We start from the raw sequence: 16,585 nt of genomic DNA, 5'->3' as shown, positions 1-16,585 counted from the left end.
TTGCGAAACTAAAGTGATAATTCAAAACAACACACACAAATGACAAAATTATCGATTAAACCATGGGTTTTAGCCTCTGGTATGTTATTCAGCACATCGTTTGGATTTGCCCAGGACAACCTGGTGAATTCATTAAAAAACAATCAATCCGCCAACAGTACTTCTGGCTTCAAGTTTACGGAAGTACTTAATTTAGAAAATACTCCTGTACAAAATCAAGGTTCATCAGGTACCTGCTGGAGCTATTCAACAAATTCTTTCATTGAATCTGAAATGTTGAGAATGGGCAAGGAACCAGTAGCTTTATCACAGTTATTTACCGCCAGAAATGCTTACGTTGAAAAAGGTAAAAACTATGTACGTATGCATGGTGCGGTTACACTTGGTGATGGTGGCGCATTGCATGATGTAATTAATATGTACAAAAAATATGGTGCCGTTCCTCAAACAAATTATACAGGATTGAACTATGGTACCAAATTAAACAAGACTGCTGAAATGGGTGCTATCACTACAGGAATCCTTGAAGCAGTTGTTAAGAATCCAAATGGTACGCTTACTCCGAACTGGGAAAAAGCGTATACTTCAGTATTAGACTCATACCTCGGTGCAGTTCCGGAAAAATTCGACTACAAGGGTAAAACTTATACTCCTCAGACGTTTGCTAAACAAGTTGTAGGTATCAATCCTGACGATTATGTAGAGTTGTCTTCTTTCATGGAACATCCATATTATAGTAAGTTTACATTGTTGGTTCCAGACAACTGGTCTTTTGATCAGGTCTATAACGTTAAACTAAATGAAGTTACAGACATCATCGATAACGCGTTAAAAACCGGATATTCAGTGGCCTGGGCTACAGATGTCAGTGAAAAATCTTTCTCTTATAAAAATGGGGTGGCTTACGTACCGGCAAAACCTTTCGAAGAAATGAATGCTTCTGAAAAAGAAGCTATGTTTAGCGAACCAAAACCGGAAATGGAAATTACTGAAACACTGCGTCAACAGGCTTTCGATAACTACCAAACCACAGATGACCATGGTATGCATATTGTCGGACTTGCTAAAGATCAGAACGGTAAAGAATACTATATTGTTAAAAATTCATGGGGCGTTACAAATGACTACAAAGGTTATTTATATGTAACTAAAAACTATGTCAAATACAAAACCACTGCTATTCTATTGAATAAAGCAGGTATTCCATCTACTATCAATAAAAAACTGGGCTTATAATCAGGAGCATAATAAACAAAAAGGGGTGATCAATTTAAATTGATCACCCCTTTTTGTTATTTAATAATAGCGGTTGGCTTCTTATGTTCATCAATAGCAACAAAGGAAAACTCTCCACTTACCGCTTTTTCCCTGGTTTCAGAATACATCTGCTCCACATAAATATCCACCCTAACTTTCATACTAGTATTACCCAAATGGCTTACAGTTCCAATCAGTTCAACAATTGTACCTGCAGGAATCGGTCTTTTAAAATCTATTCTGTCACTGCTCACTGTAACCATCCGCTGACGGCTGAAACGAGTCGCAGTAATAAACGCAACTTCATCCATCATATGCATGGCAGTCCCGCCAAATAAGGTGTCGTAATGATTAGTTGTATTCGGGAATACAGCTTTAAAAATCCTCGTCTCCGAGGCCTGGATCTTTTCTTCTATCGTCATGTTATACTATTTCAAAACAAGCGGTTCCCGCAGGAAGCGCTTGTGGCTGCGAATTTACAGGTTCCTCAACATATAACCTTAATTCTTTTACCGTTTTAAAGAAATCACCATCAGGAATATATTCTATCCGGCAAGGATGTCTTCAATTTGCTGTAGTTCTGACGTTGAGAAGTCCAGTTTGTTCAGGCATTTTAAACTGTCTGCTAATTGTGACGGCTTACTTGCACCGACAAGTACCGAAGTAATTCTTTGATCTTTTAATATCCATGATAACGCCATCTGCGCCAGACTCTGCCCTCTTTCCTGCGCCAGCGAATTCAATCCGTGTAGTTGGACAACGGTTTCCGGACTAATCTGTTCCTGCTGAAGAGCACCATGTGATTTTGCAGCTCTTGAGTCTTCTGGAATTCCGTGAAGATATTTATTAGTTAGTAATCCCTGAGCCAATGGAGAAAATGGTATGCATCCGACCCCTTCGTCTCCTAAAAGATCGATAAGGCCATCTTCAATCCATCTCTCATACATCGAATATTTAGGTTGATGGATCAGACATGGCGTGCCCATTTCCTTTAAAATTTGAAAAGCTTTTTTTGCTTGTTCAACAGGGTAATTAGAAATACCTGCGTATAGCGCCTTCCCCTGTCTTACAATCAGATCCAGTGCAGCCATTGTCTCTTCCAGCGGCGTATCAGGGTCCGGTCTATGGTGATAAAATATATCGACATAATCGAGGTTCATTCTCTTCAGGCTCTGATCGAGACTGGATACCAAATACTTTTTTGATCCCCAATCTCCGTATGGACCATCCCACATCGTATACCCTGCTTTGCTGGAAATAATCATTTCATCTCTGTATGACTTGAAATCCTGATTCAAAATCTTACCAAAATTCTCTTCAGCAGAACCGGGAGGTGGTCCATAATTATTGGCCAGATCAAAGTGAGTAATTCCGCTGTCGAAAGCTAAATGCAGAATGTCTCTGGAGTTGGAAAGTTGGTCGACATGGCCAAAATTGTGCCACAGACCTAAGGAGATCGCCGGTAATTTCAGACCGCTGTTTCCACAGCGTCTATATTGCATTTGTGTATACCTTGAGGGGCTTGCCAGATAATTCATTATTCTAAATTTAAAAAAGGGACTTAATGCTTATAATAATGCAAATGCATCCCTCATATAGCAATAAACCCCTTTCGTCAGGAATTGGTCGTTATTATTTTACCGAATTTTTTTTCTCAGTCACTTCACTTCTAATGTCTTGAGCCAGGACCTTAAGATCCTGCATTGCTTTACGCACACGTGTGCCAGCGGCGCTGTTTCCTGCGTTGTAAAATTTCTCCACGTCTGTCTCAATAGCAGAAGCCAGTTCTTTTAGTTTAGTAAATTTATCCATGTTTTATCTTCTTATAACCAAATATAAAAATTCCAGGGAGAATATTTTAAATGCTAAAATATTTTACGCTAATGCTGATTCTAATAATATAAACCAAATACAATGAAATTTAAATAAAAGGTTATTTATCTTTGTGGTCGATTTCCCGGAGAACCCGCGAAATTCATATCGACCTGATGAATAAGAAAATACTGGTATTAGAGAAAAACAAAGATATCCTTGAACTTTTAGATATCGTACTAAAAGACGAAGGTTATATCACACATCTGATCAGCTCAGATCATGAGGTATTTAAATATGTGAACGAATTCAAACCAGACGCTATCCTACTGGACATTATTAATCCTTCTGAAGAAGGCACGTCTATCTGCAAGCAAATCAAAGAATCAGACACGCACGGACATATTCCGGTAATCGTTTTATCAACTCATCCCCGGATTGCAGTGGTGAAAGAGATATGTGCAGACGAAGTAGTTACCAAGCCATTCGATATCTCTTTCTTATTGTCGGTATTAGCCGATCAGTTTCAATCCTGATCAGAGTTTTGATTTACAGTTTAGGTGTTTTTGAGCTTTAAATGCTTCAAATATTTCTCATCCTCACCGTCAAAGACTTCTTCACCGCCCATTTCATAAGCACTGATAAGATATATTGATGCATCTTCTGTATTACCCGTTTCCAAAAATGTTTGTCCGAGACGCATTTTCAGAAATGCATTTGGCTCTTCATCTTGAGTAAGATCGTTTGCTATCTGGAAATATGGCAATGCAAGCGTATATTCACCCTTACCGAAATAAGCATCTGCCAGTGGTGCGGCTATCCATGGATATACTTCCCATGTTTCGGCCGGCTCTGGCAATATTGAAATTGCCTTTTGAAAAATGGTGATTGCTCCGTCAAAGTCACCCTCTTCTAAAAGATCGTTACCCTGCGCAACCAGAACTTCCAGTTCTTGCAAAATGTCTTCAGTTAATGCTTCTCCATCTGAATCATCCTGCGACGTATAAGTGAGTTTAAACTCTTCAAATTCTTCATCTGAAATTAACGCCATGTGCAGAAAATCAGGATTAAAGTCATTGAATATCTTATTCTTCGCCAGCTTTAAAGCTATTTTAAAATAGTCCCTTGCTCTATCAAGCTCGTTTAAGTCTACCAGGATGCTTCCTGTGGTTACAAAATGTACCGGATTCTTCACGGTTTCAGTTTTCATTTTTTCTTGCAGGAAATCAGTTTCAGCAAGATAATGTGGCAAGGCCATTCCGGTATCTCCTTTCTGTTCATAAAAAGCATAGATACTTTCCAATAGAATTGCGCCCAAGGTGTTATCTTCCCTGGGGAGTGGCACATCTGCCGCCAATTGTAACAATATGGCTTCTGCTTCTGTTGTTGAGCCATCTTCAGCAAGACTATAAACCTTGTCAATCTGATCGAAAAAAACTTCTTCTTCTTCTGGTGTGTATACTAACATGGTTTAAAATTTAAATGCGTGCCCGTCAATGTAACTTATAAGTGTTGATTCTCCAACTGTTTAATAATATTATTAACCTCTGTTTCGGTGTTTCTTAGTTTCTTTTGACAGAAATTAATCAATTCTGAAGCTCGTTTAACTCGTTCAGCCAGGACGTCAACTGACACAGCCTCAGTTTCAATTTCCTTGGCAATCTGGCTTAACTCAGCATAAGCTTGCTCATAATTCATACTCTTTTCCATGCCTGTATTTTTTAGTCAGTACTTTTGTCTCAATTTCTGTATCAGCCAGAATAACTTCAATTATTGTTCCCGTTTCAATGTGGGTCATATCTTTTATAATCTCACCATTTACTTTTAATAATGCAAATCCCTTACTGAGTATATTCTCTGGGCTCATCAGCCGCATTAAAGATCTAATGTGTTCAATTTCACGCTGCTGATGCTGAAGGTATAATTTACTATAACCTGCAAGATTAACCCTGAAATTTTCCAGATCCCGCTTTTTACCCGAAAGAATTAACTGCGGTTGGGACAGAAAACGTTGCGACAAACTTAACAGACCATGTGCTTCCAGGGTAAGCATCTTTTTTGCAGCATGAATAGTTTGTTGGTTCAACGTATTCAATTTGTCTTTATGAATTGCCATAAGCTGGGCAGCTTTGATTATCAAAGTCTGTTGTATAGCCTTTAGGGTCTCTTCAAAATTCCGGTTGTGTGCAATAATAAATTCAGCAGCCTTAGTTGGAGTCTTTGTAGAAGTATGGGCCATTAAATCTGCTATTGTCTCATTTTTCTGATGACCAATACCTGTAATCACTGGTATTGGAAACTTGGCAATAGCCCGGTTTAGCTCGTACTGATCAAAAAGAAGAAAATCGGTCTGAGCACCACCGCCTCTAATCAATATAACTGCATCATATGGAATCCCAGATTCAAATACAGTAATTAATCGTGCAAGAAACGCTTTTGCATTTGCCTCCCCCTGTACCAGAGCAAAATAATTGTCAATTATTATTTTGTAGCCGAATGCATTATTTTCTAAAGTATGTCTAAAATCCTGGTAACCTGCGGAAGTTTCAGAACTGATTACCGCAATACGTTGAATTACCGGACCGAATGTCAATTTTGAATTCCTAGTCTGATAAATACCTTCAGCCAAACTAATAAAAGCTGGATTTTCCCGGAGTAACCTTTCTAAGGTGGCCTTTCGCTGTTGCTCAAGATGCCCCAGTGTAAAATTGGTATCTATATCGACTACGTTTAACTGAAGACCATAAACCGAATTAAATAGAACTTCTACCTGAATCAGTACATGGAGATCATTTTTAAAGTTCTGTCCTGTTGCACGCTCGAAATTAGTAATGTTTAAGGCTGCATTTCCCCAGGCCCTCGCTGAAAACCTTGCGACGATACCCGCTGAACGAGTATCTTTTTCGACAAGATCGAAATAGTGGAAATTTCTTTCAGTTTTGTAAGTATAATTAGTTACATCGGCTATAACCCAATATTTCACTGCACCAAAAGACGTGCTAATTACCTGTTGAACCTTGCTTGTAAGTTCTGAAAGCCGTATGGAAGATGGATTTGACAAAATTCTTCGTTTCCTGCGAATTTAGACATTCCGTACAAAAGAAAGGCGGAATGAAAATTAATTCCTTCCGCCGCTGAATACTAAAATTATTTTTTCTCAAAATCTGATCCGAGAACTTTATCCCAAATAGCTGAACTTACTCCGTATCCTTTCGTCGAATCTGAATAATGGTGCAACATGTGATGCTGCTTTAATTTTTTCCAGAAGCTGCTTTTAAAATTAGCATGATGCAGAGCATAATGTACCATGTCGTAAATCAGATAACCTATTAAAAAACCGGTAAAGAAAGCATAAATAGTTCCTGCTGGAAGTAAATAAAGAAATAGAAAATATAGACCCAGTGCCATTGGTATACTTGCTGAAGGTGGCATAACTAGTCGTTTTGAGTCATTCGGATAATCATGATGAACGCCGTGGAATATAAAATGTATCCTTTTTCCAATACCCGACTTAGGATAAAAGTGAAAAACAAAACGATGTAATATATATTCTGAAATCGTCCAGACAAACAAACCTATCAGTAACCAAAGTCCGAAAGACAGAAAATCCATCTTTGCATCTATAAAAGATAAATAGATTAAATAGCTGATTACAGGTATATAAACGATAAGCGGCACGTAATAATGTACTTTAGATAAGCTTTCTAAAAAGCTACTTTTAAACATCCTGATGGATTCGGAAGAGTTGGATATAAAATTCTTTTTCATAGTGATTGAATTTTAAGCGTTTAATAAGAACATAGCAACAAACTGGTGCTTAATTTATGTTCCGGGCATGTTGCCGGTCTAATAACAGACCAGCATTTGCATGCTGCTTATTATATTTTGATTCGTTGTATTGTTGGTAAACTATCTGTGGTATCGATTCCCTTTATTTCTACATATTTAACATTAGGAAGCCAGAATGAACCACCTTCGATACGCAAAAATATGCGTTCTACTTGAATTTTTTTCTGATTTACTGTCACATAAACATGAAATTTTTTATCGGTAGCGGAGCGTTGAAGATACATTGGAAGTTTTTTATGTGAAACAAATCGCAACTCATATTTATCCTTACCTATTTCTTTAGAATCGATTCCGTAGGCAAACTTACGTTGAATCATATTGAGATCTTTCTTTTCCTTTTTTTCATCATACCTGATCCAGTAAACTGAAACCGGTTTATCCTTGATAACATCTCCATCAGAGCCGACATTAAGCTCACAGATGATTGTATTAATATTAGGATCACGCTGCAGGTAAAACAACTGATTCTCAATTCCCTTTGGTACAGGGAAATTCAGAGGAGAGGGGTTGCCGGTATCCTGCGCCGATGCATTGAAGCCACCTCCAATTAAGAAGATCGCGATAAAGAACTGAAAAAAACTATTTTTTAATGCTGAAGGCATCATGAATGTAATTATAAACGATTAAAAATCAAATTTAACTCTTGCTCGGATACCCCATTCCGAGACTTCAGGATTGTTCAGGTAATTAAACCTTTTCACCATATCCACACGAAGAATCTTAAATATATTTCCAACACCTACACTTCCCTCAACATAAGGTGTTCTGTCAAGACTTTGCGTGGTTGTCACACCATCACTATTTTTCGGGAACTGAAATAAGTCAGGATTCTTATTCGGGTTGTTTTCATCACGTAAAGAACCATAAAGAACTTTTATGGACGCTACCTCACGCAACTTCAATCTTTTGATCAAAGGTATTTTATTAAAGAAGAATCCGTTAAAATTGTGGTCCAGATTAACACTTGCATATTTATCACTCACAAATTCTAGGAAGTTCATCAGGTTATACGAATTAAGTTGATAAGCATAAGTCTGATTAGCCCGGTGAATGGTCAGCAATGGGAAGGGCACTTTACCAAATAAATAACCACCTTCAACAGTTACATCTGTATACCCTAGTTGAGACAGGTAAAACCTCTTGTCAATACTTCCCATCAAGTTATGATAATTGTATTCACCCCCCAAAACACCTTTCAGACCTGCTGTATAGCGCAAGTTGAAAATAGGGTATTTGTCTATGATCGGAGTGCGGTATAATTTACCTTGATAAAATTTCTCAAAAGGAGCGTAACGAAGGTTTACGGTGATCTCCGAAGTATTGATATGATCAACAGAATGAAGGTTATTTGCATCAAAATTATTGAATATTAAAGAACCACCCGGACGCTGCGTCCACTTACGCGCAGAAATAGCATAAGAAAAATGGTTTTCAAATTCATGCACATAATCCACCTTGTAAATGTCATTATACAACAACATATTGTTCTCCCCTCTTTTAAAGGAAAGCAGGAAATTATCTTCCTGTACAAACTGCAGCTCTTGTCCAGGTATTTTGGTATCCCGCTGGAAGCTACCGCGAATATAATTCTGTGGAAAAGCATATATAGATTTATTGTTCAGCGAGTAAGTACCACTTAAGAAATATTTCCATTTCTCATCCTTAAAACCGTAAGCACCATAAGTTTCAAAGAAATACCGGTTACTGAGCGCAGTAGTAGTTCTGCCCCCTAAACGAAGTCTGAAACCCTCTACGTTATTAAAACTATAAAAAGTGTTAACTGGTCCCATCTCAAAAGGCCCAAAATCTTTGTATCCGGCAAATAATAGCGTAACCAGATCCATAGTTCTTTTAAAAGAAGGAATAGTCTGCAGCGTATCAATGTTTTTGTAGATATTGATATTTGCAGTCAGGGAAGGGTCTGCCATTCTTTGGTTATTCCAAAACTGGTCTGGACGTTTCTCTGCATTAGGAGCAATAACATGGGCAGGCCCTTGGTATACCGTATCAGGTTGCGGAACATTGACTTGGTAATCCTTAAGAATCACCGTCCTCTGCCCTGTAAAACCACCCCCTTTATTCTGACTGATACCAAAATCAATAATCAGATTTGTTTTTGCTAGATGGTAACGTCCGTCCGGATTCTTATCAAAATCAAGCTTTGCTTCCAGCGCCCTTACGAAATTCAGGTTGATATTTTTGTTTACTGTTAGAAACGCGTCCTGTACTGCATAATTACCATCCATGGTAATATAGATCTTACCCTCAAATAAAAGGTCTGTATTATTTCTTGGAATAAAAGAAAGCTCAATTAGCTGTGGGCTATGTGTCTTGATCGTATCTGTAATAAAAAACTTGTAGAATGTCGGAGATGCATCAGCTATCGGACTTAAAAACTGATTGCTGACCAAAGAGATATTGTTATCATAAATATTGATATCGGCATACATCCTTTCGAAGTATTTGCTCATACCCTTCGTATCAATAAACTTGCTGTCATAATTCACATGCTTATCACCCAGGACAACAACCTTCTTTTTATCAGGATTTCTCTGTAAATAATTTTGTGATAACTTCTCTTCCATGAAAATGGGGAGGGTCAGTTTACCGCCGATTTTTGTTGAATCCTGCTCTTCAAAAAGGAACTGATAATTTCTGAAGAGTTTTTTACCTTTAAACTTCTCAGAAAGATTACTTAAAGAAAAAGACATTTGTTCATACTGCTGATATGAAATATGCTCATATGCTTTTCCCTGATTTTTACTCTTGTTTTCAATTACTTTCCTGATCAGTTCAACTGCCGGATTATTCTTATTTCTGTAGGCGGGTCGTTTATTCGAGCTGATAACAACTTCAGAAAGACTTTGGGATTCAGACTGCATCTTCACATTAATTACCTGACTCTCGCCTGGCTTAACTGATACAAATGAAGATTTATATCCGACATAGCTAAACTGAAGTTCAGTATGTGTTTCGCGCGTAGAAATTACAAATTTACCGTCTGCATCAGATTTGGTGATGATACCAGTTCCCTTGAACAAAACTGTAACATAAGGAATTGGATCCTTATCTGTAGCATCTGTAATCACCCCTGTAATTACAGTCTGTTTAACCTCGGTTTGTTGGGCGAAACCAGCCAGATTAAATAGAGGCAAAATAAATGCTAGAATAAATATGATTTTTTTGAGGTAATTTTTCATTTTAAAAAAGAAGGGGCTCCTGACACCGGTAAGTAATTATTGATAGGAATAAAACGAGAATTGCTTATTTTACTAAAATTTACATTCTCATGAAAAACAGATAGATAGGCATCAATAGTAAGATGCTTACAGACTATTACGGTATGAAAGTCAAAAATTATGTCCGGATATACCGGTAGCTTAAACAGGGCTTCAGCAGGCATATCAGGATTGATTTAAGACGTAAAGTGGATAGATTTTTTTAGTGTTTATTACAGAAAATGCATAGCTGTTCCTATTAAAAAAAACCATAGTGGTTAATTCGGGAAATAGTAGCTTAAATATGGAATAATACATTTTCATCTTCTTTGGCTTAAAGCCAGTTATTTTGTTTATACCAACGAACTGTTTCTTCCAGACCCTGATTTAGATTGTAAGCAGGTTTGAAGGACAAGTCTTTTCTGGCATGTTCGATACTACATATCCAATTCAGAGCCGTAAGCTCATTCATTTTTTCTTTATTTAATGTCGGCGAAGCATCTCTGTTACTGTAAATTTTCTCCATTACAGTTGCCAGAAATGAGACAAAAAATACCGGAATATGAAATTTAAAAGTCTTCTTGTGCATAGCTTTTTTAACACCTTCAGCGAGCGCGTAGCGGTCGTACTGATATCCATCAGACACATTGTACGCGGCATTTGTTACAGCAGAAGATAAAGAATCAACAATTACATTCGCCAGATCTTTCACGTAAATGAAACTCAATTTTTGGGAGAACTTGCCTATATGAGGCTCAATCCCCTTATAAATGCTTTTCAGCAATATAAAAATATCTTTCTCTCTAGGTCCATAAACAGCCGTAGGCCTTATAATTACTAAAGGAAGGTTGGTTATCCGGGCAAGATACTGTTCTGCCAGCATCTTACTCGAACCATATAAAGTTACCGGCCTTGCCGGAGTATTGTCTTGTATTATACCATCCAGATTTTCAAGTGGACCAATTGCAGCCAGGCTACTGACAAATACAAATTTTTCCAGGGGAATATCTGCTTTAACGGCAGCAAGTGCAAGATTATTAGAATACTCGGCATTTATCTTATTGTACTCTTCGGCAGATTTCGCTTTGGTAATACCAGATGCATGAACAATATAATTATAACGACCTTGTTCCAACAGAGGAATAAGGCTTTCCGTACTGCTAAAATCCGGATAAACAAATTTGATATCGAATATACTTAAATGTGCAACAGAACTACTGGATCTTACCGCAACATAAACCTCCAGTCCGGAGGAAATGGCTGCCTCGATCAAGTGGTAACCTACGAAACCACTTCCACCAGTAATCAAAACACGCTTTTTCATTTATTTGTATAAAAAATTAACATCCGGCGTAATCCGGACAGGAGATTTAATTCTAAAGAACCGTTAAATTAAATACTCACTTTAGCAGGCGTTAGTTGTACCTCTTTAAATGCTGCACACAATTTATCGACTGCTTCTTCAATCTGTTCGAAACTATGAGTCGCCATCAGGGAGAACCTGATCATAGAAGAATCAGAAGGAACTGCCGGTGATACCACAGGGTTTACAAAAATTCCATTTTTCTGAAGGATGTTAGTAATCTGGAAAGTTTTATCATTATCACGGATGTAAACCGGGATAATTGGGCTCTCAGGATGTCCTATATCGAAACCAGCGTCCAATAGGAGTTTTTTAGCATAATTTGTGTTTGCCCATAATTTATCAATACGTTCAGGCTCAGATTCGATGATATCCAGAGCTGCAATTACGCTGGCTACAGAAGCCGGAGGCATACTTGCACTAAACATCAATGATCTTGCACGGTGCTTGATATATTCAATAGTTTCTTCATTAGCAGCAATAAACCCACCTAATGACGCCAGTGACTTACTAAATGTGCCCATAATCAGGTCGACCTTATCAGTCAGTCCGAAGTGTGAAGACACCCCCGAACCATTAAAACCGATAACACCAATACTGTGTGCATCATCCATCATAATATTCGCACCAAATTCTTCAGCGATCTGAACGATTTCAGGAAGTTTAACGATATCTCCTTCCATACTAAAAATCCCGTCTGCTACAATCAGCTTTGCCGAATCTTCAGGTAACCTACTGAGTTTCTTTCGCAGATCATCCATGTCATTGTGTGCATATTTGATCGAGCGCGAGAACGAAAGCCTGCTACCGTCTATAATAGATGCGTGATCGTATTCATCCAATATTAAATAATCGTTTCTTTCCAGCAGACAGGATATCACTCCCAGGTTAACCTGAAATCCCGTACTGAATAAAACAGCAGATTCTTTACCAACGAATGCAGCAAGTCTTCTTTCCAGTTCAAGATGGATATCCAACGTTCCGTTAAGGAATCTGGAGCCTGCACAGCCAGTTCCATATTTATCAATGGCGATTTTGGAAGCTTCCTTAATTTTAGGGTGATTAGTAAGGCCCAGATAAGAATTAGAACCAAACATTAATACTTTTTTACCCTCAATGATCACCTCGGTGTCTTGTGCAGACTCGATTGATCTGAAATAAGGATATAATCCTTTTTCCTTGATTGCGATTGCATCTTGAAATGCAGCAATTCTATCGCCCAATTTTTTACGCATGCCTGAATTATATAGTGTTTACTTCAGATAGATTCATAATTTATTTTATTCATATACAGCTAGTTAATACAAATTGCGTTATGAAACATGATCTAATATATTAAAAATATGTTAACTTTAAGATAGACAAAAGTAAATTATTCTTGGACCATAACCGTATTTTAGTCTATAATATTATTGTCAAATAATATTTGCTCTTATATCCATAACAACAAAAGTATCGTTATTTCTGTTACAGCTTAGTTTTTCAAGTCCAAAAAGTTAAATCAGACTTAAAAGCTAATCAGACTTTCCTCAACTCCTCACTTCCGATCCCCTCTATCAACATATCAATCATCTCTTCAAAATATTCCTGTGTCTGGCTCTCAGATAGTTCAATCGTCAACGGAAAATGCAACCCTCTGAATGCTGTAACCATTACAAATGACATTTTTTGCATTCTTTCTGGTGTTATATCTCTGAATTCCCCGGACTGGCAACCACCAAGTAGAATCTCTCTGATCATATCCAGCTGTATTTGCTCATATCTGGATTTAATGCAGATCAACATCCTCATACTATCCATCATTTCCTCAAAAAGAACTTCCCTGAAACTGTGAAAGCCAATAATAGAGGTAATTTGAGAATGCAAGAATGCCTTTAGCTTGCCTTTCGCCGTGAATGCGTTATTAACTGCTTCACGAATGCGCCTGACTACATTTTTCATCTCGTCCTCCACAACAGCCTCAAAAATCTCAACCTTACTCGGAAAATAATAATAGAGCGTACTCTTCCCCTTGCCGGCAGCGGACGCTATTTCCTCCATGGTAGTTTTTTTTAATCCATGTTTTCCAAATAACCTCTTTGCTCCCGCCAAAATCTCTCTGATAACAAGCTCATCTTTTTCCATAAATAAATAGATAGATTAGACCGAAAATCGATAACAGTCCAAAAGTATGATAAATAAAAATAAAACAGGTGTAGAATATGAATTCAGACAATTCAATGATACTTACCTAATTTTCAGCAGATAGCTTTTAATTTTAGAAGGCAAACTGTAACTTGATTCCACTGTTCATCAATTGAACATCTTCCCGGGAAAGACGACCTACAGGAACTTTGATAAAAGGTTCAACCAATATATCATACTTTTGGAAAATCTGCTGCCGCCTTCCGATAGAAAAATTAAAGAACCCTCCCATATAACTGTTCCCTTTTAATGGCGTCACCGGCTCTGGTTCCGTGATTTTCTCAACTGACATTACCGCCGTCAAATGTTCCGCTCCTGTCATAGGATCCTTGTTGGAACGCTGCACTAATGAATTCTGGACAAAATTATTACTTCTCCGTTCGCTAATTACGTTTACGTAAGAAAATCCGGCACTAGTGTAAAAGTTTTTATTTAGTTTATAAACCACTGCCAGCGGAATGTCGATAGCTTTTATAATTGCACTTGTACCATCGAGCCGCTTCTGTTCAGAAAAATCACCGCTGCCACCAAAAGAATTCAATGCCCCATTTGGGTTCGGTCTCACAACCGTACCGGACTCCAGGTTTAGCAAAGAAATACCGGAGCTTAGGGAAAACTGATCAGATAATTCATAAGCAGTTGTTAACCCGGCGCCAACATTCAAAGCGGAATTCGTAGCAGTCGGCATTACTTCCACACCAAAATCCCACTTGGACGTTTTCCTGTTATTTTTAGCTACACGTTCCTGTTTTTGATTTTCGGACATCAGGAAATCGAGTGTCCTGTCAGTTTTTTGTTTCAGAGGGGCGTCGGGAGCGACTTGCGCAGGTCGAACCTCCTCCTGATTTTTTTCAATTGGTTTATTCTGAACATAAATTTGCTCCTGCTTAGGCTTAATAACACTTCTAATGCTGTCCTTCTCCACAATTTTAACAACTGCATTACGCCACGATGAAGCGGGTGTATCCGCGACAGTAGTCTTAAATTTATAGATTTCGTCCTTTTCAGCCCGTATCTTTTTTTCAGGAGCATGCTGCAACACATATTCCTCCGATTTCTCTTTAACCTTTCCCATCGGATTAGGCTGATCCGATTTTGGAGCTAATTTATTTTCTATTTTATCTGAACTATATTTTTGAGTTTTGTCCGCATTGAAAGAAGGGCGGAACAAAATTGCAGCTGTAGTTATTACCGCCAGCAAAGCAGCAATTTTCATCCATAGCGGAAAAATAAATTTCGAAGGCTTTTGAACTGCCTGAAATTTCTCCCATTCCCCCGGTACATACTCCTCCTCGTAATCTTCGAAAAGATTACTTATTTCTTTGATCAGTTCTTTGTCAGCTTCTTTCATAGCCCATATCATTTTGGATCCTACAGCTTACCGCAGGAAATACTTATCAGTTTATTAATGTGTTTTTATACAATTCACGCAACTTGTTTTTTGCTCTGGACAGGTACGTCCGGCTGGAACTTGCAGGAATTGTAAGCATAACTGCTATTTCATCATGACTGTAACCCTCAATTTCATAAAGATTAAATACAGCACGCTGTATTTCGGGTAGTTCATAAAGTAGTTTCAAAATATCCTGAACATGAAGCTCCTGGTCAACTCCTACATAGGTAATCGACTGCTCTTCATATTCTTCAACATAATTCAGAATAGTTTTATTTGCCCGCAATTTATCCAACGCTGTTCGCACGGTAATTTTAGCGAGCCAGGAGCGGAACATTTTTTGAAATTCTTCAGGTCCAGCATCATGACGAAAGTCATACATCGTTCGGAATGCTTTCATAAAGCTATCGTTTACAACCTCCCGCGCTATGTTCCTGTCTTTAAAATATCGTGTAGAAATACCCATCAGGTACCCCCAGAATTGGGCATAAACGCGTTCTTGTATGCGTTCGTCACGCGTACTAAGCCCCACTATAATCTCCTGGAACACCGAATTCTTATTACTCACGCAGTTTTAGCCTATCTATTTCTTATTGGGTCTGATTGTATTCCGTTCAATTCTCTGGTAATTGGTCTCCCAAAGCGGATTAAAGTTAAAAACGCATCTCGTCGTTCAAACGCTACAAGAATCTGTATTAATTTTATTTTACAAAAATACCTAAAAAACTGTAGCGTTCGCCTGACAGCCTGCGTTTTACCCAACAAATAGATTTTAATAACCAAAAAATTTGACAACATGAGTTTAAAACCATTTACCTTTTCAAAGAACACACTTAAGCTTGCCGCCCTCTCGGTACTGGGATTAACCATTACGCTTTCTTCCTGTAAGTTAGACACACCGGAACCTGTGGAGATTGCAGCACTTACGATTATCAATGCAGCGCCAAAAGCAAATGCTATAGATTTTTACCTGGGTAATCAGCGGGTAAATAATGCCGAATTTAATTTCGGATCTCAGATAGATTATCAGCGCGTCTTCCCCGGAACAAATAAAGCTACGGTGAAGGTTGGCGGGAAAACAGATGTATGGTATGAGAAGAACATTAAATTGGATGCAGGACTTTATTATTCCTTGTATGTGATCGAAAACCTCGACTCTCTGGGTTATGTAATTACTGAAGATGAGTATACGAAACCTGCTGAAGGTTCTGCAAAACTCCGATTCATTAATCTTTCGCCGGACGCGCCCGAATTAACCCTTGTAGTAGATGGCGATACAACTAACTTCACCCGCCCATATAAAATGGCAACACCATTTAAAAACATCAGAGTCGCAGCCAGTCACAAGTTAACACTTAAAAACAAAGCTACGGGAGCAGATGTAGCTACACTGGAAAACGTTAAGCTAACTTCAGGAAGGTTTTATACTTTCTGGGCAAAAGGTCTGTTAAACACAACGGAGACCAATAAGAAAATAGAAATCAAGGCAAACAAAGCCATGTAAGAAAT

The 16,585-nt window shown here is 38.1% G+C and carries 17 protein-coding genes; 3 read left to right on the top strand and 14 right to left on the bottom strand.

The genetic code is table 11. The annotated features are described in order from the left end of the window. Positions 1-39: 39 nt before the first annotated feature. Positions 40-1,236: a C1 family peptidase gene (locus BM192_RS10040; RefSeq protein ID WP_037438970.1), complete on the top strand. Its 1,197-nt coding sequence runs from the start codon at positions 40-42 to the stop codon at positions 1,234-1,236. A gap of 56 nt (positions 1,237-1,292) precedes the next feature. On the opposite strand, the gene BM192_RS10035 is transcribed toward BM192_RS10040, so the two are convergent. From BM192_RS10035 to BM192_RS10025, 3 genes are all read right to left on the bottom strand, one after another. Further along, a complete protein-coding gene (locus BM192_RS10035) occupies positions 1,293-1,679 on the bottom strand; it encodes an acyl-CoA thioesterase (protein ID WP_037441561.1) in 387 nt (128 codons plus the stop codon). A gap of 123 nt (positions 1,680-1,802) precedes the next feature. Next, on the bottom strand, positions 1,803-2,795 hold the full coding sequence (gene mgrA, locus BM192_RS10030; protein ID WP_037441563.1) for an L-glyceraldehyde 3-phosphate reductase: 993 nt from the start codon (positions 2,793-2,795) through the stop codon (positions 1,803-1,805). A gap of 94 nt (positions 2,796-2,889) precedes the next feature. After that, on the bottom strand, positions 2,890-3,069 hold the full coding sequence (locus tag BM192_RS10025) for a histone H1 (RefSeq protein WP_037441566.1): 180 nt from the start codon (positions 3,067-3,069) through the stop codon (positions 2,890-2,892). Between the two features lie 176 nt (positions 3,070-3,245). Between BM192_RS10025 and BM192_RS10020 the strand changes: the two genes are divergently transcribed. Next, a complete protein-coding gene (locus BM192_RS10020) occupies positions 3,246-3,605 on the top strand; it encodes a response regulator transcription factor (protein ID WP_037441603.1) in 360 nt (119 codons plus the stop codon). 20 nt (positions 3,606-3,625) lie between these two features. Here the strand turns inward: BM192_RS10020 and BM192_RS10015 are convergent, their stop codons facing one another. The 11 genes from BM192_RS10015 to BM192_RS09960 form a co-directional block, all read right to left on the bottom strand. Further along, a complete protein-coding gene (locus BM192_RS10015) occupies positions 3,626-4,537 on the bottom strand; it encodes a tetratricopeptide repeat protein (RefSeq protein WP_037441568.1) in 912 nt (303 codons plus the stop codon). A gap of 35 nt (positions 4,538-4,572) precedes the next feature. Further along, positions 4,573-4,779, bottom strand: a complete 207-nt coding sequence (gene xseB / locus BM192_RS10010) for an exodeoxyribonuclease VII small subunit (protein ID WP_037441570.1) — start codon at positions 4,777-4,779, stop codon at positions 4,573-4,575. Next, the gene (xseA, locus tag BM192_RS10005) at positions 4,757-6,130 is read right to left on the bottom strand and encodes an exodeoxyribonuclease VII large subunit (protein WP_037441573.1); all 1,374 of its coding nucleotides are present in this window, start codon (positions 6,128-6,130) and stop codon (positions 4,757-4,759) included. Before xseA ends, xseB begins: the two co-directional genes overlap by 23 nt. Positions 6,131-6,216: 86 nt before the next feature. Then, positions 6,217-6,837 (bottom strand): sterol desaturase family protein, encoded by a 621-nt coding sequence (locus tag BM192_RS10000; RefSeq protein ID WP_037441575.1) that lies wholly within the window; start codon positions 6,835-6,837, stop codon positions 6,217-6,219. A gap of 110 nt (positions 6,838-6,947) precedes the next feature. Then, positions 6,948-7,523, bottom strand: a complete 576-nt coding sequence (locus BM192_RS09995; RefSeq protein WP_088775986.1) for a DUF4833 domain-containing protein — start codon at positions 7,521-7,523, stop codon at positions 6,948-6,950. A gap of 18 nt (positions 7,524-7,541) precedes the next feature. After that, positions 7,542-10,118 (bottom strand): DUF5686 and carboxypeptidase-like regulatory domain-containing protein, encoded by a 2,577-nt coding sequence (locus BM192_RS09990; protein WP_037441577.1) that lies wholly within the window; start codon positions 10,116-10,118, stop codon positions 7,542-7,544. A gap of 352 nt (positions 10,119-10,470) precedes the next feature. Then, a complete protein-coding gene (locus tag BM192_RS09980) occupies positions 10,471-11,460 on the bottom strand; it encodes an NAD-dependent epimerase/dehydratase family protein (protein WP_037441582.1) in 990 nt (329 codons plus the stop codon). Between the two features lie 68 nt (positions 11,461-11,528). Continuing rightward, positions 11,529-12,734, bottom strand: coding sequence for a serine palmitoyltransferase (gene spt / locus BM192_RS09975; protein WP_037441584.1), 1,206 nt, complete (start codon positions 12,732-12,734; stop codon positions 11,529-11,531). Between the two features lie 283 nt (positions 12,735-13,017). After that, positions 13,018-13,623, bottom strand: coding sequence for a TetR/AcrR family transcriptional regulator (locus tag BM192_RS09970; protein WP_037441586.1), 606 nt, complete (start codon positions 13,621-13,623; stop codon positions 13,018-13,020). A gap of 133 nt (positions 13,624-13,756) precedes the next feature. Continuing rightward, positions 13,757-15,034, bottom strand: a complete 1,278-nt coding sequence (locus BM192_RS09965) for a hypothetical protein (RefSeq protein WP_139218426.1) — start codon at positions 15,032-15,034, stop codon at positions 13,757-13,759. A 46-nt stretch (positions 15,035-15,080) separates the two neighbouring features. Beyond that, positions 15,081-15,644: an RNA polymerase sigma factor gene (locus tag BM192_RS09960; RefSeq protein ID WP_037441591.1), complete on the bottom strand. Its 564-nt coding sequence runs from the start codon at positions 15,642-15,644 to the stop codon at positions 15,081-15,083. 228 nt (positions 15,645-15,872) lie between these two features. On the opposite strand from BM192_RS09960, the gene BM192_RS09955 reads away from it, so the two are divergent. Beyond that, positions 15,873-16,580 carry a DUF4397 domain-containing protein gene (locus BM192_RS09955; protein WP_037441596.1) on the top strand — a complete coding sequence of 236 codons (708 nt, stop codon included), beginning with the start codon at positions 15,873-15,875 and terminating at the stop codon, positions 16,578-16,580. Positions 16,581-16,585: the final 5 nt, after the last annotated feature.

The organism is Pedobacter antarcticus, from assembly GCF_900112985.1.
In the GTDB taxonomy this organism is placed as follows: Bacteria; Bacteroidota; Bacteroidia; order Sphingobacteriales; family Sphingobacteriaceae; genus Pedobacter; species Pedobacter antarcticus.
The sequence above is the reverse complement of the archived record's forward strand: the minus strand, read 5'-3'. Positions and strand labels throughout refer to the sequence as shown.

Bases quoted from the DNA above. Each gene is read 5' to 3' on its own strand.
- BM192_RS10020 (WP_037441603.1), top strand. From the start codon at position 3,246: ATGAATAAGAAAATACTGGTATTAGAGAAAAACAAAGATATCCTTGAA.
- mgrA (WP_037441563.1), bottom strand. From the start codon at position 2,795: ATGAATTATCTGGCAAGCCCCTCAAGGTATACACAAATGCAATATAGA.
- spt (WP_037441584.1), bottom strand. From the start codon at position 12,734: ATGCGTAAAAAATTGGGCGATAGAATTGCTGCATTTCAAGATGCAATC.
- BM192_RS10025 (WP_037441566.1), bottom strand. From the start codon at position 3,069: ATGGATAAATTTACTAAACTAAAAGAACTGGCTTCTGCTATTGAGACA.
- BM192_RS10040 (WP_037438970.1), top strand. From the start codon at position 40: ATGACAAAATTATCGATTAAACCATGGGTTTTAGCCTCTGGTATGTTA.
- BM192_RS09980 (WP_037441582.1), bottom strand. From the start codon at position 11,460: ATGAAAAAGCGTGTTTTGATTACTGGTGGAAGTGGTTTCGTAGGTTAC.
- BM192_RS10035 (WP_037441561.1), bottom strand. From the start codon at position 1,679: ATGACGATAGAAGAAAAGATCCAGGCCTCGGAGACGAGGATTTTTAAA.
- BM192_RS09995 (WP_088775986.1), bottom strand. From the start codon at position 7,523: ATGATGCCTTCAGCATTAAAAAATAGTTTTTTTCAGTTCTTTATCGCG.
- BM192_RS09990 (WP_037441577.1), bottom strand. From the start codon at position 10,118: ATGAAAAATTACCTCAAAAAAATCATATTTATTCTAGCATTTATTTTG.
- BM192_RS09965 (WP_139218426.1), bottom strand. From the start codon at position 15,034: ATGAAAGAAGCTGACAAAGAACTGATCAAAGAAATAAGTAATCTTTTC.
- BM192_RS10000 (WP_037441575.1), bottom strand. From the start codon at position 6,837: ATGAAAAAGAATTTTATATCCAACTCTTCCGAATCCATCAGGATGTTT.
- BM192_RS09955 (WP_037441596.1), top strand. From the start codon at position 15,873: ATGAGTTTAAAACCATTTACCTTTTCAAAGAACACACTTAAGCTTGCC.
- BM192_RS10015 (WP_037441568.1), bottom strand. From the start codon at position 4,537: ATGTTAGTATACACACCAGAAGAAGAAGAAGTTTTTTTCGATCAGATT.
- xseB (WP_037441570.1), bottom strand. From the start codon at position 4,779: ATGGAAAAGAGTATGAATTATGAGCAAGCTTATGCTGAGTTAAGCCAG.
- BM192_RS09970 (WP_037441586.1), bottom strand. From the start codon at position 13,623: ATGGAAAAAGATGAGCTTGTTATCAGAGAGATTTTGGCGGGAGCAAAG.